Origin of the sequence: Ruegeria sp. HKCCD6604, from assembly GCF_013110635.1 — a bacterium.
Classification (GTDB): Bacteria; Pseudomonadota; Alphaproteobacteria; order Rhodobacterales; family Rhodobacteraceae; genus Ruegeria.
Genome location: NZ_WVQW01000002.1, coordinates 25,792 through 43,302 on the forward strand (window position 1 = coordinate 25,792; position 17,511 = coordinate 43,302).

Annotated in this window: 22 protein-coding genes and 1 tRNA gene; 15 read left to right on the forward strand and 8 right to left on the reverse strand. The window is 58.8% G+C overall.

What is annotated here, in order from left to right; translation table 11 throughout:
• Positions 1 to 87: 87 nt before the first annotated feature.
• From GS614_RS08175 to GS614_RS08190, 4 genes are read left to right on the forward strand one after another with little or no spacing between them, the layout of a single operon-like run.
• Entirely contained in the window at positions 88 to 276 is a 189-nt protein-coding gene (locus GS614_RS08175) for a NepR family anti-sigma factor (RefSeq protein ID WP_170452416.1), read from the forward strand.
• Complete coding sequence (locus tag GS614_RS08180; RefSeq protein WP_171206435.1) at positions 269 to 814, forward strand: RNA polymerase sigma factor; 546 nt, start codon at positions 269 to 271, stop codon at positions 812 to 814. Before GS614_RS08175 ends, GS614_RS08180 begins: the two co-directional genes overlap by 8 nt.
• A 6-nt stretch (positions 815 to 820) precedes the next feature.
• On the forward strand, positions 821 to 2,581 hold the full coding sequence (locus tag GS614_RS08185; protein ID WP_171725981.1) for a sensor histidine kinase: 1,761 nt from the start codon (positions 821 to 823) through the stop codon (positions 2,579 to 2,581).
• A complete protein-coding gene (locus GS614_RS08190; protein ID WP_171725982.1) occupies positions 2,559 to 4,055 on the forward strand; it encodes a phospholipase D family protein in 1,497 nt (498 codons plus the stop codon). Before GS614_RS08185 ends, GS614_RS08190 begins: the two co-directional genes overlap by 23 nt.
• On the opposite strand, the gene GS614_RS08195 is transcribed toward GS614_RS08190, so the two are convergent.
• The 4 genes from GS614_RS08195 to GS614_RS08210 are packed head-to-tail and all read right to left on the reverse strand — an operon-like array spanning position 4,052 to position 6,717.
• Complete coding sequence (locus GS614_RS08195) at positions 4,052 to 5,053, reverse strand: AI-2E family transporter (protein ID WP_171725983.1); 1,002 nt, start codon at positions 5,051 to 5,053, stop codon at positions 4,052 to 4,054. The genes GS614_RS08190 and GS614_RS08195 overlap by 4 nt on opposite strands.
• Before the next feature lie 9 nt (positions 5,054 to 5,062).
• Entirely contained in the window at positions 5,063 to 5,824 is a 762-nt protein-coding gene (locus GS614_RS08200) for a DUF883 family protein (RefSeq protein WP_171725984.1), read from the reverse strand.
• The gene (locus GS614_RS08205) at positions 5,817 to 6,215 is read right to left on the reverse strand and encodes a phage holin family protein (RefSeq protein WP_171725985.1); all 399 of its coding nucleotides are present in this window, start codon (positions 6,213 to 6,215) and stop codon (positions 5,817 to 5,819) included. The genes GS614_RS08200 and GS614_RS08205 overlap by 8 nt, the downstream gene beginning before the upstream one ends.
• Complete coding sequence (locus GS614_RS08210) at positions 6,208 to 6,717, reverse strand: hypothetical protein (RefSeq protein ID WP_171725986.1); 510 nt, start codon at positions 6,715 to 6,717, stop codon at positions 6,208 to 6,210. Before GS614_RS08210 ends, GS614_RS08205 begins: the two co-directional genes overlap by 8 nt.
• Positions 6,718 to 6,930: 213 nt before the next feature.
• Here GS614_RS08210 and GS614_RS08215 point away from each other — a divergent pair, with 213 nt between their 5' ends.
• The 3 genes from GS614_RS08215 (at position 6,931) to GS614_RS08225 (ending at position 8,568) form a co-directional block, all read left to right on the forward strand.
• Positions 6,931 to 7,128: a CsbD family protein gene (locus GS614_RS08215; protein WP_171116905.1), complete on the forward strand. Its 198-nt coding sequence runs from the start codon at positions 6,931 to 6,933 to the stop codon at positions 7,126 to 7,128.
• A gap of 95 nt (positions 7,129 to 7,223) precedes the next feature.
• On the forward strand, positions 7,224 to 7,844 hold the full coding sequence (locus GS614_RS08220; protein ID WP_171725987.1) for a PRC-barrel domain-containing protein: 621 nt from the start codon (positions 7,224 to 7,226) through the stop codon (positions 7,842 to 7,844).
• A gap of 154 nt (positions 7,845 to 7,998) precedes the next feature.
• Positions 7,999 to 8,568, forward strand: a complete 570-nt coding sequence (locus tag GS614_RS08225; RefSeq protein ID WP_171725988.1) for a PRC-barrel domain-containing protein — start codon at positions 7,999 to 8,001, stop codon at positions 8,566 to 8,568.
• An 87-nt stretch (positions 8,569 to 8,655) separates the two neighbouring features.
• Here GS614_RS08225 and GS614_RS08230 read toward each other — a convergent pair whose 3' ends face one another.
• Complete coding sequence (locus tag GS614_RS08230; RefSeq protein ID WP_171725989.1) at positions 8,656 to 9,405, reverse strand: Crp/Fnr family transcriptional regulator; 750 nt, start codon at positions 9,403 to 9,405, stop codon at positions 8,656 to 8,658.
• Positions 9,406 to 9,468: 63 nt separating this feature from the next.
• Between GS614_RS08230 and GS614_RS08235 the strand changes: the two genes are divergently transcribed.
• The gene (locus tag GS614_RS08235) at positions 9,469 to 9,867 is read left to right on the forward strand and encodes a hypothetical protein (RefSeq protein ID WP_171616521.1); all 399 of its coding nucleotides are present in this window, start codon (positions 9,469 to 9,471) and stop codon (positions 9,865 to 9,867) included.
• A 93-nt stretch (positions 9,868 to 9,960) separates the two neighbouring features.
• Here the strand turns inward: GS614_RS08235 and GS614_RS08240 are convergent, their stop codons facing one another.
• The gene (locus tag GS614_RS08240; protein WP_093961670.1) at positions 9,961 to 10,152 is read right to left on the reverse strand and encodes a PLD nuclease N-terminal domain-containing protein; all 192 of its coding nucleotides are present in this window, start codon (positions 10,150 to 10,152) and stop codon (positions 9,961 to 9,963) included.
• Positions 10,153 to 10,340: 188 nt separating this feature from the next.
• Between GS614_RS08240 and GS614_RS08245 the strand changes: the two genes are divergently transcribed.
• Positions 10,341 to 11,195 carry a formate/nitrite transporter family protein gene (locus GS614_RS08245; protein WP_171616519.1) on the forward strand — a complete coding sequence of 285 codons (855 nt, stop codon included), beginning with the start codon at positions 10,341 to 10,343 and terminating at the stop codon, positions 11,193 to 11,195.
• A gap of 166 nt (positions 11,196 to 11,361) precedes the next feature.
• On the opposite strand, the gene GS614_RS08250 is transcribed toward GS614_RS08245, so the two are convergent.
• Positions 11,362 to 11,646, reverse strand: a complete 285-nt coding sequence (locus GS614_RS08250) for a DUF883 family protein (RefSeq protein ID WP_171616516.1) — start codon at positions 11,644 to 11,646, stop codon at positions 11,362 to 11,364.
• Positions 11,647 to 11,769: 123 nt separating this feature from the next.
• Between GS614_RS08250 and GS614_RS08255 the strand changes: the two genes are divergently transcribed.
• From GS614_RS08255 to GS614_RS08270, 4 genes are all read left to right on the forward strand, one after another.
• Positions 11,770 to 11,931, forward strand: coding sequence for a DUF1328 domain-containing protein (locus tag GS614_RS08255; protein WP_093961673.1), 162 nt, complete (start codon positions 11,770 to 11,772; stop codon positions 11,929 to 11,931).
• Between the two features lie 51 nt (positions 11,932 to 11,982).
• Positions 11,983 to 13,608 carry an acetolactate synthase large subunit gene (locus GS614_RS08260; RefSeq protein ID WP_171725990.1) on the forward strand — a complete coding sequence of 542 codons (1,626 nt, stop codon included), beginning with the start codon at positions 11,983 to 11,985 and terminating at the stop codon, positions 13,606 to 13,608.
• Between the two features lie 70 nt (positions 13,609 to 13,678).
• On the forward strand, positions 13,679 to 14,179 hold the full coding sequence (locus GS614_RS08265) for a Dps family protein (protein ID WP_170360286.1): 501 nt from the start codon (positions 13,679 to 13,681) through the stop codon (positions 14,177 to 14,179).
• Between the two features lie 124 nt (positions 14,180 to 14,303).
• Complete coding sequence (locus GS614_RS08270) at positions 14,304 to 14,678, forward strand: YidH family protein (RefSeq protein ID WP_171116923.1); 375 nt, start codon at positions 14,304 to 14,306, stop codon at positions 14,676 to 14,678.
• Between the two features lie 422 nt (positions 14,679 to 15,100).
• Here the strand turns inward: GS614_RS08270 and GS614_RS08275 are convergent.
• Positions 15,101 to 15,176: transfer RNA gene (locus tag GS614_RS08275), tRNA-Lys, on the reverse strand.
• A gap of 210 nt (positions 15,177 to 15,386) precedes the next feature.
• Here GS614_RS08275 and dapF point away from each other — a divergent pair.
• Both dapF and mtaB read left to right on the forward strand, forming a co-directional pair.
• Positions 15,387 to 16,229, forward strand: a complete 843-nt coding sequence (dapF, locus tag GS614_RS08280; protein ID WP_171725991.1) for a diaminopimelate epimerase — start codon at positions 15,387 to 15,389, stop codon at positions 16,227 to 16,229.
• Positions 16,226 to 17,482 (forward strand): tRNA (N(6)-L-threonylcarbamoyladenosine(37)-C(2))-methylthiotransferase MtaB, encoded by a 1,257-nt coding sequence (gene mtaB / locus GS614_RS08285; RefSeq protein WP_171725992.1) that lies wholly within the window; start codon positions 16,226 to 16,228, stop codon positions 17,480 to 17,482. The genes dapF and mtaB overlap by 4 nt, the downstream gene beginning before the upstream one ends.
• Positions 17,483 to 17,511: the final 29 nt, after the last annotated feature.

Below are 17,511 nucleotides of genomic sequence, written 5' to 3' on the forward strand. Positions count from 1 at the left end.
TTCCTCATTTTTTTCTCTAAACTCGGGAACCAAACGCATACTGGGGCGTTATGGTTCCAGCAAAAGTAAAAAATTTTTGATGATGCCATGACAAAACCACAGCCCAGCCGAAGCCATCGGCAAGAAATAGAGCAAAGGATCGACGAAAACCTCAAGCGGGCTTTCGATGAGGTAGCCAACGAACCGGTTCCGGATCGGTTCGTCGATCTTCTTGAGAAACTGCGCAATCAGACCAGTGTTCCCAAAAGCGGTGACACGGGAGGCTCGGATGGTTGATCCGCGAGAAGAGCTTGTCGAACATATTGGCGCGATGCGTGCCTTTGCGATCAGCTTGTGCCGAAACGGGGCCACGGCCGATGACATCGTGCAGGACGCATTGATCAAGGCATGGAGCAATATCGACTCGTTTCAGGAAGGCACCAACATGCGGGCGTGGTTGTTCACCATCGTTCGGAACACCTATTTTTCGCTGCACCGCAAGCGCAAACGTGAGGTCGAGGATGTGGATGGCGCGATGGCCGAAAGCCTGTCGCAAAAGCCCGACCATGACGGACGGTTGGCGTTAAAGGATTTTGCTGTTGCATTTGGCCAACTGACGGATGAACAGCGCGAAGCCTTGGTGCTGGTCGGTGCACAAGGGTTTTCCTATGAGGAAGCAGCCGAGATGTGCGGCGTCGCTCTTGGAACGATCAAAAGCCGGGTGAACCGTGCCCGCGCGCAACTGGCCGAGCTGATGGATTTGGAAGATGACGAACCCATCGAATTGACCGATGCGGTGACGGCGGCGATCGTTCAGACGCAACCGGCGGCCTGACGATCGATGGATGCGAAACCGCGCAGCCTAACCGTCTATCTTGCCGCGCTGGTCACCTTGGCGCTTTTGCCTTTGGGGCTGATTGCGGTATTGCAGACACGCGCTGTGATTACCGAGGCCGACGAAAGATCTCGGGCCTCGGTTTTGGCGCGCACCATCGAAGCTGCCACCCGGGAACGGGAGCTTCTGCAGAAAGCTGTTGGTGCCAGTTCGGGACTTACCGCCGCGCTTTCGGCTGGAGGTATGGACAAAGCCGCTTGCTCGGACCTTATGCGCCGGTTCGTCGAACGCCAGCCCGAGTTTGTATTTGCCGGGTTTATCCAGGCGAACGGTGTCATGGCTTGCTCAACCGTCGAGAAGGACATCGATTTGTCGGACGCGCCCGGTTTCGGGCAGATCTCGGAAAATCCGCAGCTTACTTTTTCTGTCAGTCGTGCCGGGGCGGCGACAGGGCAATCAGTGATCATCGTGACCCAGCCGGTCCTGAACCGGACCGAGCTTGTGGGGTTCGTTTCCATCTCGATACCGCATGCGCTGGCTCGGACGCCCTTGGATGTTGGCAACATTGGAAGCGACGTCGTCATCGCCCTGTTCGACGCGACCGGAGAAGTGCTGTCGTCAAATGTGGGCTTGGATGAGGTCCAGAAATTCCTGCCGCCCGCGCAGGAAAATCTGTTGGTTCTGTCCAGTTCCGGCAAGACCTTTTCCGCCAAGACGGTCGGCGGCGAGGATCGGGTTTTTGCAGTTGCCACCATCATTCCGGGCGAAGTTGCCGTGATTGGCAGTTGGCCACGCGAGGCGGCGCTGGCCTCTGTCGGTGCAGGCAGCACGGCCCTGACGATTGCGTTTCCCATCCTGATGTGGGTGACCGGACTGGGAGTTGCCCTGTGGGGCCTGCATCGATTGGTGATCCGGCATCTCGACAGCTTGCGTTCGGCCGTGCGTCGTTTCGCGTTGGGCGAGCGCGACCCAATTGAAAGCCTCGCAGGCGCCCCGCAGGAGTTTCAGCAAATACAGACTGCATTCAACCGCATGGTCTTGGTGATCCGCGAGGCTGAGGCGCAGCACGAACGCGACCTTGTCGAAAAAACGCTGCTGTTGCGCGAGGTGCACCATCGCGTCAAAAACAACCTGCAACTGATCGCTTCGATCATGAACATGCATTTGCGCAAGGCCGAAACCCCCGAGGCCCGGCGCTTGCTGGAACAGTTGCAGCGTCGGGTTCGCGGCTTGGCCATGGTGCACCAGACCCTGAACCAGAACTCGCAGATGACGACGATCAACACCGAGGCTCTGATCGGGCATTTGGTCGCCGAACTGGCGCATCGACCGCCAATTCTGGGTCAGGTGGTCGAGGTTGACTGCCGGATCGCGCCTGTCGAACTGGGGCAGGATCAGGCCGTCACGCTGTCGATGCTGGTGGCCGAGGCACTGACGAACGCGGTCAAATACGTAGGCGTTCCGCAGGACGGACCGCCGACAATTTCGGTGGAATTGACCCGACCCGACGAGAGCACCCTGCACCTGAAAATCTCCAACACGCGCGGGCAGTCGGACGACGGTGCGGATCTGTTCCACAGCGGCGGGATCGGTCAACGGCTGATGCAGGCCTTCCTCCGCCAATTGGACGGTTCCGAAACCATAACCGAGACGTCATCGCATTATGTGTATGAGGTGACCTTCGAAATCTCCGAAGTAGAAGGCGATAGCGAACCTCAGACCATTGCGGATGAGAGAGGCGGTGATGCCCGTGCCGCAGCAGAATGACTTTGAGGTCCTGATTACGGCCGCGCAAGCCTGGCCCGCCTTGGAAAAAGCGGTTCTTGAGGCCCGGCACCAGATCAAGGCAAGTTTTCGGATATTCGATTTCATGACACGGCTGCGCAGCGACGAGGCGCGCCAGATCGGCGATACCTGGTTTGACCTGATCGAGCATGTCATCCGCAAGGGTGTCTCGTTTCAATTGGTCATCAGCGATTTCGATCCGATCTTCGCGACCGAGTTGCACGAGCTGAGCTGGCGCACGAAACGGCAGGCGGTTGCGCTGGCGGAAATCCTGGGTCCAGAAATCGCCTCGCGCTTGACCGTTCGCGTGTCCATGCACCCGGCACAGGCTGGCGCATTGCCGTGGGCCGCGCTGTTGCCGGCGGTTCTTCGGAAAAAGGCGCAGCGGATTCAGGAGCTGTCCCGCGAACGACGCGAACGGCAGGCAGTACGGCTGGGGTCGGACACGTTACCCCGGCTTCACACCGTGTCGCACCATCAGAAAGTCGCCGTGATCGACAATGAGATCTGCTACCTCGGCGGATTGGACTTGAACGAAAGGCGCTTTGACACACCGGATCACGATCGTCTGGCCAAAAACACCTGGTCAGACGTTCAATTGCTGGTCCGCGGACCCGAGGCCGCCGAGGCCGCGCGCCATATCGACCGGTTCGAACATGAAATCGCAACCGGACAAACGGCCCCACAGGCAACCCACCTGCGCCGCACCCTGTCCAGCCCGCGCCGGTTTGCATTCTGGCGGCTGTCGCCAAAGACCATCGCGCATGAGATCGAGGATGAGCACATAGCCGCCTTTCAAGCCGCGCGGCAACTTCTGCACATCGAGACCCAGTATTTCAGATCAACCCGGCTGGCCGAGGCCTTGGCTGAGGCGGGCCATTCCAAGCAGGATCTGAAACTGGTACTTGTTTTACCAGCCTTGCCCGAGGAAGTGGCCTTTGGCGGCCATGACGGATTGGACGCGCAATACGGGTTGGACCTGCAGGCCAAATGCCTGGAGATCATTCAGCAGGGGTTCCAAGACCGGGTTTCGGTGTCGACCCCGGTCCAACCGATTTCGGCCAGTGGGGCCGATGCCAGCGCTGAAGTTCTGAGCGGCTCTCCGATCATTCACGTTCACAACAAAGTTCTGGTGTTGGATGACCATCATGCTTTGGTCGGGTCCGCCAACCTGAACGGACGGTCTTTGCGGTGGGACACAGAAGTCGCCCTTCGGGTCACCGACCGGCAGAGGGTCGCGGTTCTGCGGCAGGCCCTGGTGGACCATTGGTGGTTCTCGGATGATCTGAGCAAACCGATCGAGCCCGATGCCATGTTCGCGTGGTGGGGGCGAGAGGTACAGGCCAACGGCGTGCGGTGCCCCGAAGCGCGCAGCGGCTTCCTGGTCCCGCATGACGCAGACGTTGCGCGCGACATGCGGCAACCGCTTCCGGGGGTAACTGAAAACATCGTTTAGGTGGGCGCGACCGGGCTCATGACCTTGGGGTTCATCAACACGCCGAACCACAGCAGGATCGGGAGTGCGACGATGGCGCCGACCGGCCCCCACAGCCAAAGCCCAAAGATGATGGCGATGAACACGACCAACGGGTTCACCTGCAGACGTTGGCCGACGAAGGCGGGTGTTACGAATTGTGCTTCAGAAAGATTGATCGCCAGGAAAACCAGGGGGGGCAACAGGGCCGCGGCTCCACCGAACTGGGTTAAACCGGCGATCAGAAGGCCGGTCAGGATCATCAGCGGGCCGAGATACAGCACAAAATTCAGAAGGCCGGCGGCCACCCCCCAGACCACGGCGTCATTGATGCCGATCAGCCCCAAGGCCACAGCCGTTACCGTCCCGAGGCCGATATTGACCAACGTCACGGCAGCGAAATAGCGATAGACCGCACGGTCAGCCAGATACAGCCGCTCTTTCAGGGGACCGGCTGCGGCATAGAGCTCGGGCCGGGTCAAAACGAAAAAGAACAGCGTGCCGATGAAAATCAGGATCTTTGATCCGAAGTTGGGCGCCAGCCACAAGGCATCCATCACCGACGGAAGGGCGGATTCCGTTTCCGCTGCCCCATCGGCCCCGACGGTTTCCTCGATCTCGCGTCCAAGCGTTTCGATACCCCGAATGAATTCGGACATCGCGGCGACCCAAGAGCGCAACTCGCGTTTGATGGCAGGCAACTGTTCGACCAGCGTGGACAGCAATGGTTCGAGCAGAAGGAACGCCGCGACAATGACGGTGCTGGTCACGAACAACAGTGCCGAGGCGGATATCACACGTGGGCAACCGACCTTCTCAAGCTTGTCGGCAAGCGGGGCGACCACGACCCCCAAAACCAACGCAAAGGTGATCGGAGCGACGATGGACCGGGCCAGGTACAAAGCGGTGATGATGGCGATCCCGGTCAGGATCGCCAGCATTGCACGCAAGGCCGATGGAGAGCTGAAGACAGTTGGCATGGGCGCGCTTCACTGACTGCGCAAAGCGTCAGAGGCCCGATCAGCCGCGTCATCCAGCCGTGCATTGGCCGCGGCATGCAGCTTGTCCAGTTCTTCGTTGAAAACCTTTTGGGCGTGACGCATCAGCTGATCGCGCCGATGGCCCAGCAGCTTGTCCTCCTTGCGAGTGTTGGGCAGCAGAGCGCCAGCCAGAATACCTACGCCCAGCGCCAATGCTCCGGCCGCCAGAGGCTGATCATGGACGAAGGTCTGCGAGGCCTTCGCCGCCTTCCGCGCACGCTTCTCGACCGCTTGCTGCGCACCGATTGCGGCCTTGCGCGCTTCGATCACACGGGCACGGGCCTGGGGTGAGAGCTTGTCCAGACCACGATCCAAGGCGGCGGACAGCACGCTGGCAGATTGGCTGTGTTCAGTCATTCCGGTCATCTCCTGTTTCATGCGGCTATCAGCGTCGGCAACACGCCGGTCGAACCCGTCGAAGGCCTGCTGCGGAGGTACGGCCTGGGGCGGGGATTGAGTTCTTTTTGCGCCAGACCCGGGACCCGCAACCAAAAGGGCTGCTCCTGCACCGAGCAGAGCAAAGGCGGCCGGGTTTTTTTGAGCCGCGGACCAGAGTTGCGCACCGATCTGCCCGCCATAGGCTTCGAGCGTCGATTTCGCCTCGTCTGCCAGGCGCGGCGGTGCCAGCGTATCCGACAGAGCATTCAGCGAGCGTGCAAGAGCGCTGCGTTCGTATGCGATCTGCGTTTCAAGAGGTGTCAGGTCAGACATGGGTCGACTCCTTCATCGCTTCGATGTCGCGCTGCAGGTTTTTCATGGCTTGCTCGGGGACCAGCGCGGTAGCGGACAGGCGGGACCGGCCAAAAAGCGCCAGGCACCCAGCAACCAGTGCCAAGCCCGCGCTAACGAGCAACGAGGCCATACCCACCGAAAAACCATTGGCGGCGATATATGCGACCAGGGATGTCGCCATGAGGTTCAGTGCGATCATCAAAAGGATCAGAGCAATGCCAAGGCAGGCCAGCCCTAAGCCCGCTCGCGTCAGGTTTCGGGACAACTCCTCCTTGGCAAGCTTTACCTCAGCCTGAAGCAAACCCGACAGATGTTTGAGCGCGTTTGCCAAAAGCCCCGGTGCAGATCGCAGATCGTTGGGGTTATGCATCGCGGCCACCATTCATTCGCGCCAACGCGCTGGTGTGGCCCGAGGTATCGACCGAGGTCCCATGCAGCAGCGATGGATCAATGTCCCAAGGATCTGCCCCAAACGATGCGGATTGGGCCGCGCCCGTATTGCGCGCGCTCAGGAAACGGGCCGCGGCAAACCCGGCCAGGGCAGCCGATCCGACGAACAATAGAGGGTTTTCGCGGGCGAAATCAGACACCTTTCGGCTCATACTGGCCAAGTCGGCAGAGCGGACTTGCCCAGCCACAGCTTCCATGTTGTCCGCAATCCTCGACAAGACCTGATGCTGCACCGATTGGTCGGGAAATGCATCGGCAGCTGCTTCGGCTGCATGAGCGGCGCTCTCAACCTCCTGCGCTGCGCTGTCCTTCAGTGATTCGGCCCGGGCCGAGGCTTCGGCGGTCACGGTGTCCTTGACCTTGCCGGCCAGATCCTGGGCATGGGCTTTTGCTTTCTCCGTGGTCTCGGTTCGACGTGGCATGGTTCGATCTCCTGTGTTGAGGTCTCGGTCCTCCAACGCATGGCCGGCGAGATTGTTCCCAAGACCAGTTCGAACGCCACTGAGGACACAGTTCGATAACTGCCCGACCCACTTTTTTTCCGGGGCCAACGCAGAAATATCGCCGGCGCCCGGAACCAGCTCGCGTTTGGCGCGTTTCATCGACAGCGAAGAAGCAATCGAAAGGAAATTACGATGAACTGGGACCAAATTCTTGGACGCTGGACCGAATTCAAAGGCAAGCTGATCGAGCGTTTCGGCGATTTGACCGATGATGAGATCGAGCAAGCCCGCGGCGATCGCGAGCAACTGGAAGGCATCATCCAAAAAAAATACGGAGATTCGAAAGAAGACGTTCGGGAAATCGTGGATCGCCTGATCAAGGACATGTAGCCCGAAGGTGGATGCGCACATCGCGCGGGGCGGCATCAAGTCAATGGCGCCCCACATACTCCCAAGATCGACCCCAACAGGTAATCACGAGCGCCATGAAACTGTCTTCCCTCATCAACACGCCCGTTGTCCCAGCTGGAACCGACCACGCAATTGGTCGCATTTCCGATATCGCCATTCGCGCTGGGCAGACCGAGTTGGAGTACGTCTTGGTCAATTTGAGCGTGGCCGGAGGGAATGACCCGGTGGCTTTCACCGCCGATACGCTCGAACTTGGTGCAAGCGAGGTAGTGTGCGCGTTATCCCAACACCAAGTGAATCATCTTCGACAACGCGAAGGAGGCGAAGATCCCCTTGCAGTGGACATTGAAGGCCTGCCGCCCCTGGTCGTAGGGCCGTTCGGCAACGCGATTGCGCCGGTTGTGATGGGGGCGGTCCTGAATGACGCTCTCCGCCAACGCCCGCAACCCACGCCACCCGGTAGCAACTTCCGATGGTTTACGAAGTTGCAGGGCAACCCAGTGTTTGACGTGACTGGTGAGTTGGGCAGATTCAAAGAGATTGAGTTCGACCCTGACACCAAGGCACTGCGGTTTCTTCTGATCGACGGGCGACCCGATATCCTGAGTGTTCCGTTCGCTGAGTTACGCAATATTCCCGACGACGAACACTACATGGTTCTATCCAGGTCTTCCGACCCGCTGCACCCGGTCTGAAGGTCTGGACACGGCTTTTCAAACCGCGCAGTTGCGCGGTTTTATTATTTTAAAACAAATATTTCCGAAATTTTTTGGGAACAAGTCGGGCCGTCATTCGTTTGTTCAACAAGACCGCGGGAAATGCGGTCAGAACAGACCAAAGGAGTGAGCTATGAAACGTTTTCTGACCACAACTTCGATCGTTCTGGTGATGTCGGCATCGGCCTATGCAGAAAGCTCGAATGTCGAAGAAGTCGGCAAGAACCTGGAAGAGGCAGCCGAGGCAGCCGGTGATGCGCTGTCGAATACCGCGCAGGACATCAAGAACGCTGCGCAGAACACGGCGGAAGACGTCGACCAGGCAGCCGAAGCAACCGGTCAGTACATCAGCGAAAAAGCCGGACAGATGGCCGATGTGGTTGACCCAACCACCATCGACATCGAGGGTTATGTCCCCGTTGCCCAAGGCACCATCCCGGCCGAAGATCTGACCGGCATGCGCGTCTATGACGTCTCGCAAGAGTGGATCGGCGAGATCGAAGAGGTCGTCGTCGACATGGGCGGATCGGTCGATGGGGCCGTGATCGGCGTTGGCGGGTTCCTCGGCTTGGGGGAAAAGGATGTTCTGATCGATTTCTCGCGCGTGTCGCTGATGCGTGAAGTCAATGGTGACAACACCTATGCCTTCGTTCACGCTGACAAGGAGATGCTGAAGGATATGCCGGCCTACGAAGGGTCATAAAACGGCTCCTCAGTCGCAAAGCATGTGATCAAGCCGCCGGCCGATTTTTCGGTCGGCGGTTCTTTAATTCCTGTCCATCCGCCACGTTTAGATCAGCGGGCGCGGAACGGCTTCGGTAATTTCGACCAAGCCAAGCTCGGCTAGACCCTCAAGATCGTTAATCTGCAGCACATTGTTGGACCACTCGGCCAGACCGAGATCCTTCAGCCGGCGCAGGGTCTTGTTCGTGTGAACCAGCGACAAGCCCAACGCATCCGCAAGATCCTGCTGCCGGTAGGGCAGCGGACACTGCAAGCCTTTGGCCAATCCGACAGCCTGCGACCTTGTGTAGAAGCGGTGCAGGCTCCACGCGATCTTCTCGATCGCGCCGCGCTGGCCGACGGTTGTCAGGGCGTCGCCCAGAAAATGCTCTTCGACGGCGGCCAGGAATGTCAGGTCAAAGGCGCGATCAGGCTGGTTCTGATATAACTCGAACAGCCGCGAGCGATTGAAAACGCACAGCCGCATCGTGGTTGTCGCTTCGACCGAGTGCCGCATCTCGCCCATGACGCCAGCCTGCAGCCCGACGAGATCGCCTGGAAGCACAAAGCCTATGACCTGCCTACGACCGTTTTCCAGCGTTTTGTAGCGAACGCCCATCCCGCTCAGGACCGTGAACAGATGCGCGGATTTCGCGCCCTCGATGAACAGTTGTGTTCCGGGTTCGGCCTGCATCTCGCCGGTTTTGAAACCCTGCATGAATCGCAGGTCGTCTTCCGAAAACGGCAGGAAGACGTCCATCTGCCTCAGCGGACAGTCCGCACATGCGATCAGAGAAATTTTTCGTTGCTGTGTCATAGTTTATTGCGGCGCTGCGGGATTGCCCTACGGTGGCATCGAACAGATTTTAGGATGGTATTTATGGAAGCCTCTTCCCGCAGCGTAGCAGATGTTTTGATTGTTACGGAAAACTTTATCGAAGCAGCGGACATCAGTGACGCCATCCCCGGAGTTTCGACCGATCGCATTGTCCATATCCGCGAGCTGCACGCGGGTGGGCATTTCTGGCAGGACCCCGAATTCGCCCCGGCCTTGAGCGTTCTGAGCTATCGCAGAAGTGAGACGTCATTTGACGCCGTCGCGCGGCTGTTGGCCGAGCGCGGCAGTGCACTGTTGCTGTTGGACCCGTCCCCCGAGGTGCAAGCGCAATTTGAATGTGCGGCACTGATACGGCCTTTTACTGCCGCAGATCTTACCCGCAAGATCGCAGCCATTGATTTCAGTGGGAACGGCTTGAAGATCGGCGCTGATCCTGGGTGAACTGGCACAAGGCCCATTTCACCATCTATACAATTGACTCAAAAAAAGCGCGGCCGATGCCGCGCTTTTTTATACCGACAATTTCCGCGCTGATCAGATCGCGCTGCGCGCTGCCTTCGGGCCAAAGATCAGCCAGCAGATGAAGCCAATGACCGGAAGCAACAGAACGAAAAGGACCCACAGGATTTTTGCACCGGTCGTCGCAGACGAGCCGATGATCGAAATAATGGCCCAGATCGACAAAACCAGGACGATCAGACCGCCAATGCCATATACTTCCACCATACCGAAGTTCCTTTCGAATTACTTGTCGTTGTTCCTACAAGGACACAACGCGATAGGTGGCTAAAAGTTCCCGACAAAGATCTGGGTGTGATCCCAGTTCTCGCACGAGGCTTGAGGATTTTTTGCGCCTGATGGAACCAAAACGACCGGCAGAACGTTGGGTTTGAAGGTCGATACAAGGGGTCAAAATGTCCAATACACACAACGCGCCGCGAGACGATCTTGTCGAGAAAGAGAGTGAGCGCGAAGCGGTCGAAGAAGCGTCCGGGCTGTCTCCGCGCCTGATATTCGAGACCATCCGCCAAAACGGTGAGGAGGAACTGGACCGCCCGACCAAAGCGTTGTTCTGGTCCGGGATTGCCGCTGGAGTGCTGATCAGCTTTTCGGTGCTGGGCGAAGCGATCTTGCGGGCACATCTGCCCGAAACCAGCGGGCGCTTTCTGATCGAGAACCTGGGTTATTCCCTCGGCTTTGTCTTGGTCATCCTGGGGCGGATGCAGCTATTCACCGAGAACACGATTACGACCGTCGTTCCGGCCATGATAAATCCGTCCGTCGCGTGCTTCACCAAAACCGCGAGGCTGTGGGCAATCGTTCTGGGTGCCAATGTGCTGGGGGCGTTTGCGATATCTGCCTTCCTGATCCATACGCCGGTGTTGTCGCCCCAACTCGTCGCGGTCATCAACGACCTGAGCCACCACGCCACCGGCATGGGCGCCTGGGTTGGCTTTCTGCGCGGAATACCGGCGGGGATCCTGATTGCGGCGATCGTTTGGATGCTGCCTTCGGCACAGAACAACGAGGTGCTGGTCATCGTAATCTTCACTTGGATGATTGCGGCCGGTGACTTTACCCACGTCGTTGCCGGATCGGTGGAAATGGCGGTTCTGATGCTTCAGGGGCAGTTGCCACCAGGCGCAGCCGTTTTCAGCTTTTTCCTGCCCGTTCTGGCCGGCAACATCATCGGCGGAACCGCTGTCTTCACGATGCTGGCCTATGCCCAGATCAAACCCGAAATAGAAGAAGATCCAAAGCGCGGTTGAGGCGCTTTGGGTCTTTGGGATGGCGGGTTGGTTGGCATGGCAGTGACGAATAGCGCTGTCAGCGATTCCTGATGAAAAACCAGATGAGTAGACCGGCCAAACCCAAGCCGAGCATGGCCGGCAAAACGTACTCGAAGCCCATATCGGTCGCGGTGTACCGCGTGTTCTAACCGCGGTCCGCCTTGCGCAACGCGAGGCCCAGCAGGACACCTACGCCCAACGCTCCGACCATTGCCAACCCCGGGTTCTCGCGCACGAATGCAGCACTTTTCTCGGATGTTTGTGTCAGCTGCTTTTGCGCCTCGTCGCGCGCCGTCTTCAACGCGTCACGCGTTGCGGTTACGCCATCTTCCAACGCTGATTTTGCCTCCTTGGCCACTTCGTCGATCCGCGCCGCCATCTCCACATGCGGAGTGTCCTGAGGGGCCTTCTTCGCCGTTTTCTGTGTCATGTCAGATCTCCTTTCATCGACCCAACGCGGGCGTTCGCCAAAGGTTCCACCAAAATGATCCGGAACCAATCTGGGGTTCTAAGCGTTGACCCGTCACTAGTCACAAAAATGAAAGGAAATCCCATGTTGTCCTGGGCGCTGATCTTTTTCGCACTTGCTATCGTTGCTGGCATCTTCGGGTTTGGCGGCATCGCGTCGGCCTCGGCCGGAATCGCGCAGATCCTTTTCGTGATCTTTCTGGTCCTGTTCATCGGTTCGCTGATCTTGCGACTGATCCGTGGGTAAACCCCGGCGCATCCGCACACCCTGAAACAGTACCCCGAGGTTCAAACCCCTATGAAAGATGCCGTCCATACCCAAACTGCCGCCGAATTGCTGATTGCCTGCCTGGAAGCCAACGGCGTGACCTGTGCATTCGGTGTTCTGGGTGAGGAAACAACCGATCTGATCGCCGCACTCGACAAGTCGAGCATCGACTTCGTCCTGTGCCGGCACGAGCAGTCGGCGGCGTTCATGGCATCGGTTCACGGTCGATTGACGGGGAACCCGGCGGTATGCCTCTCGACACTTGGACCTGGAGCGACCAATCTTGTCACCGGTGTGGCGGATGCCACGCTTGACCATGTGCCGCTGATCGCCCTCACGGGGCAGGGTGCGCGGTCCAGGCTGGGCCGCGAAAGCCATCAGATCATCGATCTCGAAGCGCTCTTCGCGCCAGTCACCAAGTTGAGCCGAACGCTGATGGTCGCGGATGAAATCCCCCAAGTCGTGGCCGAGGCCGTGCGATTGAGCAAGCTCGACAAACCCGGAGCCGTCCATCTTTCCCTGCCCGAGGATCTGGCCGAGGTCCCGATTCTGGCCGAACCTTTCGTGGCGCCGCCGCCAGCCGAGGTGCGACCGGCGGCAGATGCGGTCATCCGTTCCGCGCGCCTGCTGGCTGAGGCGAAAAAGCCCTTGATTCTTGCAGGGCACGGGGTCATCCGATCCGGCACCGCAAGCGACGTTCGGGAACTTGCGGAAAGCCTGTCGGCCCCGGTCGTCACGACGTTCATGGCCAAAGGCGTTCTGCCTCCGGGACACCCGCTCTCGCTGCATTCGATCGGTCAGCCGGGCAAAGAATTGGCATCAGAAGCCTTCGACCTGTGCGACCTGATCATTGCCATCGGGTTTGACCCGGTTGAATATCCACCCTCGAACATTTCGATGGGCGGTAAGAAGCCGGTTCTCGAGATCTCGGACGTGGCCTCGACTGTTGATGTGGACTGGCCGGTAAAGGCCGCTCTGACTGGCGACCTTCCACACTGCATCGACGTTCTTGCGAAGGCCACGGCCGAACGTCCCCCGCAAAGCTGGTTCAAAGGTCTCCAGCGGAGGATTGACGCCTCGCTGGAAGGTGGGCCAACACCTTCCGATGCCGCTTGTGTCGCGCCGTCGGAAATATGTCAGGCGATTTCCGAAACGCTTCGCGAAAGCGACGTTTTGCTGTCTGGCGTGGGCCTGCACAAGCTTTGGGTCGCCAGCAAGGTTCAAGCACGCCGGGCGGGTCAAATCATCATTCCGAACGGCCTGGCCGGTATGGGCCTTGCGCTGCCCGGAGCGATCGAGGCTGCCCGTCTGTTGGACGAGGGTCGGGTGATCGCCGTTTGCGGTGATGGGGACTTCCTGATGAATGTTCAGGAGATGGAGACGGCGGCCCGGTTGTGCGTGCCCGTGACTGTTCTGGTCTGGGAAGACAACGGCTATGGTCTGATCGACGAAAAACAGCCTGGTGCGCGCGAGTTTTCCTTCGGCAACCCCGATTGGGAGTCTCTGGCCCGATCCTTTGGCTGGATCTACCAAGATATCGAAAGTCACAGCAATCTTGCTCCTGCGCTGCAGGCGGCGGCTGACGTCGCCGTTCCAACCCTGCTGCGGGTGTCGGTCGACTATTCGGCTGATGGCGGGATGCCCACCGTCAACTGATTTTTCCGCCGAAAGTGGAACCAAATCCGGTTTTGGGCGTTTCTTCCCCAGTAGAAAAAAAGGAGTTGTCATGACCGACGCATTGAACGTTGTCCCGAACGAAAACCCGGTTTCCACTGGCGTGCGCGACACCGCACCCTTGGCCAAAGGTCTGGCTGATGTTCTGGCCGACACCTACCGGCTGACCTTCAAGACACATGCGTATCACTGGAACGTGGAAGGCCCTCTGTTCTATTCGATCCACAAGCTGACCGAAGAACAGTACGAAAACATGTTCGCCGCCGCTGATGAGATCGCGGAACGCATCCGCGCGCTGGGACACCTGGCGCCCTCGCGCATGTCCGACATCCTGGATTTCTCGGCCATCAAGGATCGCGAAGGGGACCTGTCCGCCGCCGACATGATCGAAGATCTGGCTGCTGATCACGAGCGGGTGGCGCACCGCCTGCACGCCCTGACCGAGCTTGCAGGAAGCCGCAAAGACGTCGTGACCGAAGATCTGGCGACCGAACGTTCGGCATTTCATGAGCAGGCAGCTTGGATGCTGCGGGCGATCTCGAAATCAAGCTGACGCGGTGACCGGGCGCGTGTGTCGTTTTGCGACCCAACTGTGCGCGTTTAAGGTCTTGGGAAGGCTTGCCGAAAAACCGGCAAGCCTGCACATTCCGATCTGGTGACTAGTCCAAAGGGCGGCAATGTCTGAAAAAAACACGAAAAGCCAAAACTTGGCCGAGGAGCGGACCGACTGGGCCGAAGACCGCACTATATTGGCAAATGAGCGTACGTTTGCTGGCTGGATGAGAACCGGAATGGCATGCGTGGCCATTGCCCTTGGCCTCAAGGCCGTATTTTCCGCCGTCGAACCCGAGTGGCTGGCGAAGGCTGCAGCCACTCTTTTTGTGTTGATCTCGCTGCTGATCTATTGGGGAGCGTGGATGAACGCCCGCCGCGTGTATTCCCGATTGGAAGCGCACAGCGCCCAACCGGCATCTCGCTTCCACTTGCAATTGGTTGTTGGAAGCCTGTCCCTCGGATCAATCGCATGTTGCCTTGTGTTGTGGCTTGTCTAAGCGGGCTTGCGCGGACATCGCCTTCGTGCCAGTCAAGACCGGACTCCTGAATCTCGTGGCGATCGCGGTCTAGGCGTCGTATAAGGCTCTGAGCTGTCGTTCCAACGACATGACGCATGTTGACTTGTGTGTCGAGGCCTGGAACGAGGCCATCATTGCACATAACCCGCCCGCGCAAATCAATAAACACTCGCCGATGAAAGCTGGTCAGCGTTTTTGACGAAAGATGATGCAGACGCACTTCCTTTGAAGGAATGCTAAAAAAACCTGACATCAGCTAGGCTGGCTACGGGTTTGAACTAGGGTTAGAAATCAGCGGCTTTTGTCCCCCCTGTGTCCCCCATTCAAAGCAACTGTTCTGCTGAGCAAGTAGCAACACAATCTCTACAGCGCATAACACATTATTCTAACTTAGAAAAAAGTGGTGAGCCGTGCAGGATTCGAACCTGCGACCCACTGATTAAAAGTCAGTTGCTCTACCAACTGAGCTAACGGCCCACTCTTTTGTTGGATCTGTCGATCCGTGGCGCTCTTTACGGCAATTCCCTGACCGGGTTCAAGCCCTTATTTCGCGCCTCGTTTCGCCGTAACAACGCGTGTTTCCGGCAACCCGATAGGCGGCCTAATTAGGCAGGTGGCGCTGGAGGGTCAACCCCTTTTTTGAGGAATCTTCGCGACAGGGTGGATTCATGTTCGGACCGACGTTATATGCCCGCCATGCAACAGAGACTCGACACCGGACTGCCCTTCATAAAGATGCACGGGCTGGGCAATGACTTTGTCATTGTTGACGCACGCGCACAGGATGCCCCGATCACGCCGGAACTGGCCCGGGGAATCGGGCATCGGCAATTTGGTGTGGGATTCGATCAGTTGGCCGTTATCGAAAAAGGTGAAGCCGACGCGCATCTGGTGTTCTACAATTCCGATGGATCAACCTCTGCCGCCTGCGGCAACGCCACCCGCTGTATTGCACGGTTGCTTATGGATGAGACGGGGCGCTCTGCCCTGAAGCTCACCACGGAACGGGGAACCCTTCATGCGCGGGATGCCGGCGATGGGCTCACTTCGGTCAACATGGGGCACCCGCAGCTGAACTGGCGCGAAGTTCCTCTGGCAGAAGAGATGGACACGCTGGAATTGCCAATCGAAGGCACCCCGACGGCAACGGGAATGGGCAACCCGCATTGCACGTTCTTCGTTGACAACGCCGAAGCGATCCCGTTGGCAGAATTCGGTGCGCGTTACGAATACCACCCGCTTTATCCCGAACGCACTAATGTCCAGGTGGCCCAAGTCATTGGCCCGGATCACATCCGTATGCGCGTCTGGGAGCGCGGAGTTGGCATTACTCTGGCATCTGGGTCTTCGTCCTGTGCAACAGCCGTGGCTGCCGCGCGACGCGGGCTGACCGGGCGCAAGGTGCGGATTGATTTGGATGGTGGCACGCTTTGGGTCGACTGGCGCGACGATGGTGTCTGGATGACCGGCCCGACATGTCACGTTTTCTCTGGCACTCTGACGCCTGAATTTCTGAGGTCGCTGGGATGAACCCGCCCAAGTTCACCACGTTGGGCTGCCGCCTGAACGCATATGAAACCGAGGCGATGAAAGAGCTGTCGCAACAGGCCGGTCTGACAGACGCTGTGGTGGTGAACACATGCGCAGTGACGGCTGAGGCCGTGCGCAAGGCCCGGCAGGAGATCCGCAAGCTACGGCGCGAGAATCCGAATGCCCGCCTGATCGTCACAGGCTGTGCCGCCCAGACCGAGCCCGAAACCTTTGCCCGGATGGACGAGGTCGATGCGGTCATCGGCAACACTGAAAAGATGCAGCCCGAGACCTGGAAAGGCATGGCTGCCGATTTCATCGGTCAGACCGAGGCGGTGCAGGTGGATGACATCATGTCGGTCACGGAAACGGCCGGCCATCTGATCGACGGGTTCGGCACCCGCTCGCGCGCCTATGTGCAGGTTCAGAACGGCTGTGACCACCGCTGTACCTTCTGCATCATTCCCTATGGCCGGGGCAACTCGCGAAGCGTCCCGGCCGGTGTGGTGGTGGATCAGATCAAGCGGCTTGTCGACAAGGGGTATAACGAGGTCGTGCTGACCGGGGTCGATTTGACATCCTGGGGCGCCGACCTGCCCGCAAGCCCCAAGCTGGGCGATCTGGTGATGCGCATCCTGAAGCTGGTGCCCGACCTGCCGCGCCTGCGCATCAGCTCGATCGATTCGATCGAGGTGGACGAGAATCTGATGCAGGCCATTGCAATCGAGCCGCGCCTGATGCCGCACCTGCACCTGTCGCTTCAGCACGGCGACGATCTGATTCTAAAGCGCATGAAACGCCGCCACCTGCGCGACGACGCCATCCGCTTTACCGAAGAGGCACGCAAGCTACGCCCCGACATGACCTTTGGCGCGGATATCATTGCAGGCTTCCCGACCGAGTCCGAAGCGCATTTCGAAAACTCGCTGAAGCTGATCACCGACTGCGACCTGACCTGGCTGCATGTCTTCCCCTATTCCAAGCGTGAAGGAACACCGGCAGCCCGCATACCGCAGCAGGTGAATGGAACGGTCATCAAGGATCGCGCCGCCCGCTTGCGCGCAGCAGGCGACGCTCAGGTCACAAAGCACTTGTCACAACAAATCGGCAAAACCCATCACATCCTGATGGAAAACCCGCATATGGGCCGAACCGAACAGTTCACCGAGGTTTCGTTCAAAGCACCTCAACCCGAAGGCCAGATCGTGCGCGCTGCAATCACCGGGCAGACCATGACCCAACTCACGGCCTGATTCCCTTCATCAGTAAAGAAAGACCCCGG

What these genes read in the sequence shown, in the direction of transcription:
- GS614_RS08215 (WP_171116905.1), top strand. Translation starts at nt 6,931, where the DNA reads ATGAACTGGGACCAAATTCTTGGACGCTGGACCGAATTCAAAGGCAAG.
- GS614_RS08210 (WP_171725986.1), bottom strand. Translation starts at nt 6,717, where the DNA reads ATGCCACGTCGAACCGAGACCACGGAGAAAGCAAAAGCCCATGCCCAG.
- GS614_RS08185 (WP_171725981.1), top strand. Translation starts at nt 821, where the DNA reads ATGGATGCGAAACCGCGCAGCCTAACCGTCTATCTTGCCGCGCTGGTC.
- GS614_RS08270 (WP_171116923.1), top strand. Translation starts at nt 14,304, where the DNA reads ATGTCTGAAAAAAACACGAAAAGCCAAAACTTGGCCGAGGAGCGGACC.
- GS614_RS08175 (WP_170452416.1), top strand. Translation starts at nt 88, where the DNA reads ATGACAAAACCACAGCCCAGCCGAAGCCATCGGCAAGAAATAGAGCAA.
- GS614_RS08205 (WP_171725985.1), bottom strand. Translation starts at nt 6,215, where the DNA reads ATGCATAACCCCAACGATCTGCGATCTGCACCGGGGCTTTTGGCAAAC.
- GS614_RS08260 (WP_171725990.1), top strand. Translation starts at nt 11,983, where the DNA reads ATGAAAGATGCCGTCCATACCCAAACTGCCGCCGAATTGCTGATTGCC.
- GS614_RS08200 (WP_171725984.1), bottom strand. Translation starts at nt 5,824, where the DNA reads ATGTCTGACCTGACACCTCTTGAAACGCAGATCGCATACGAACGCAGC.
- GS614_RS08265 (WP_170360286.1), top strand. Translation starts at nt 13,679, where the DNA reads ATGACCGACGCATTGAACGTTGTCCCGAACGAAAACCCGGTTTCCACT.
- GS614_RS08240 (WP_093961670.1), bottom strand. Translation starts at nt 10,152, where the DNA reads ATGGTGGAAGTATATGGCATTGGCGGTCTGATCGTCCTGGTTTTGTCG.
- GS614_RS08235 (WP_171616521.1), top strand. Translation starts at nt 9,469, where the DNA reads ATGGAAGCCTCTTCCCGCAGCGTAGCAGATGTTTTGATTGTTACGGAA.
- GS614_RS08245 (WP_171616519.1), top strand. Translation starts at nt 10,341, where the DNA reads ATGTCCAATACACACAACGCGCCGCGAGACGATCTTGTCGAGAAAGAG.
- GS614_RS08190 (WP_171725982.1), top strand. Translation starts at nt 2,559, where the DNA reads ATGCCCGTGCCGCAGCAGAATGACTTTGAGGTCCTGATTACGGCCGCG.
- GS614_RS08255 (WP_093961673.1), top strand. Translation starts at nt 11,770, where the DNA reads ATGTTGTCCTGGGCGCTGATCTTTTTCGCACTTGCTATCGTTGCTGGC.
- GS614_RS08225 (WP_171725988.1), top strand. Translation starts at nt 7,999, where the DNA reads ATGAAACGTTTTCTGACCACAACTTCGATCGTTCTGGTGATGTCGGCA.
- mtaB (WP_171725992.1), top strand. Translation starts at nt 16,226, where the DNA reads ATGAACCCGCCCAAGTTCACCACGTTGGGCTGCCGCCTGAACGCATAT.
- GS614_RS08220 (WP_171725987.1), top strand. Translation starts at nt 7,224, where the DNA reads ATGAAACTGTCTTCCCTCATCAACACGCCCGTTGTCCCAGCTGGAACC.
- dapF (WP_171725991.1), top strand. Translation starts at nt 15,387, where the DNA reads ATGCCCGCCATGCAACAGAGACTCGACACCGGACTGCCCTTCATAAAG.
- GS614_RS08195 (WP_171725983.1), bottom strand. Translation starts at nt 5,053, where the DNA reads ATGCCAACTGTCTTCAGCTCTCCATCGGCCTTGCGTGCAATGCTGGCG.
- GS614_RS08250 (WP_171616516.1), bottom strand. Translation starts at nt 11,646, where the DNA reads ATGACACAGAAAACGGCGAAGAAGGCCCCTCAGGACACTCCGCATGTG.
- GS614_RS08230 (WP_171725989.1), bottom strand. Translation starts at nt 9,405, where the DNA reads ATGACACAGCAACGAAAAATTTCTCTGATCGCATGTGCGGACTGTCCG.
- GS614_RS08180 (WP_171206435.1), top strand. Translation starts at nt 269, where the DNA reads ATGGTTGATCCGCGAGAAGAGCTTGTCGAACATATTGGCGCGATGCGT.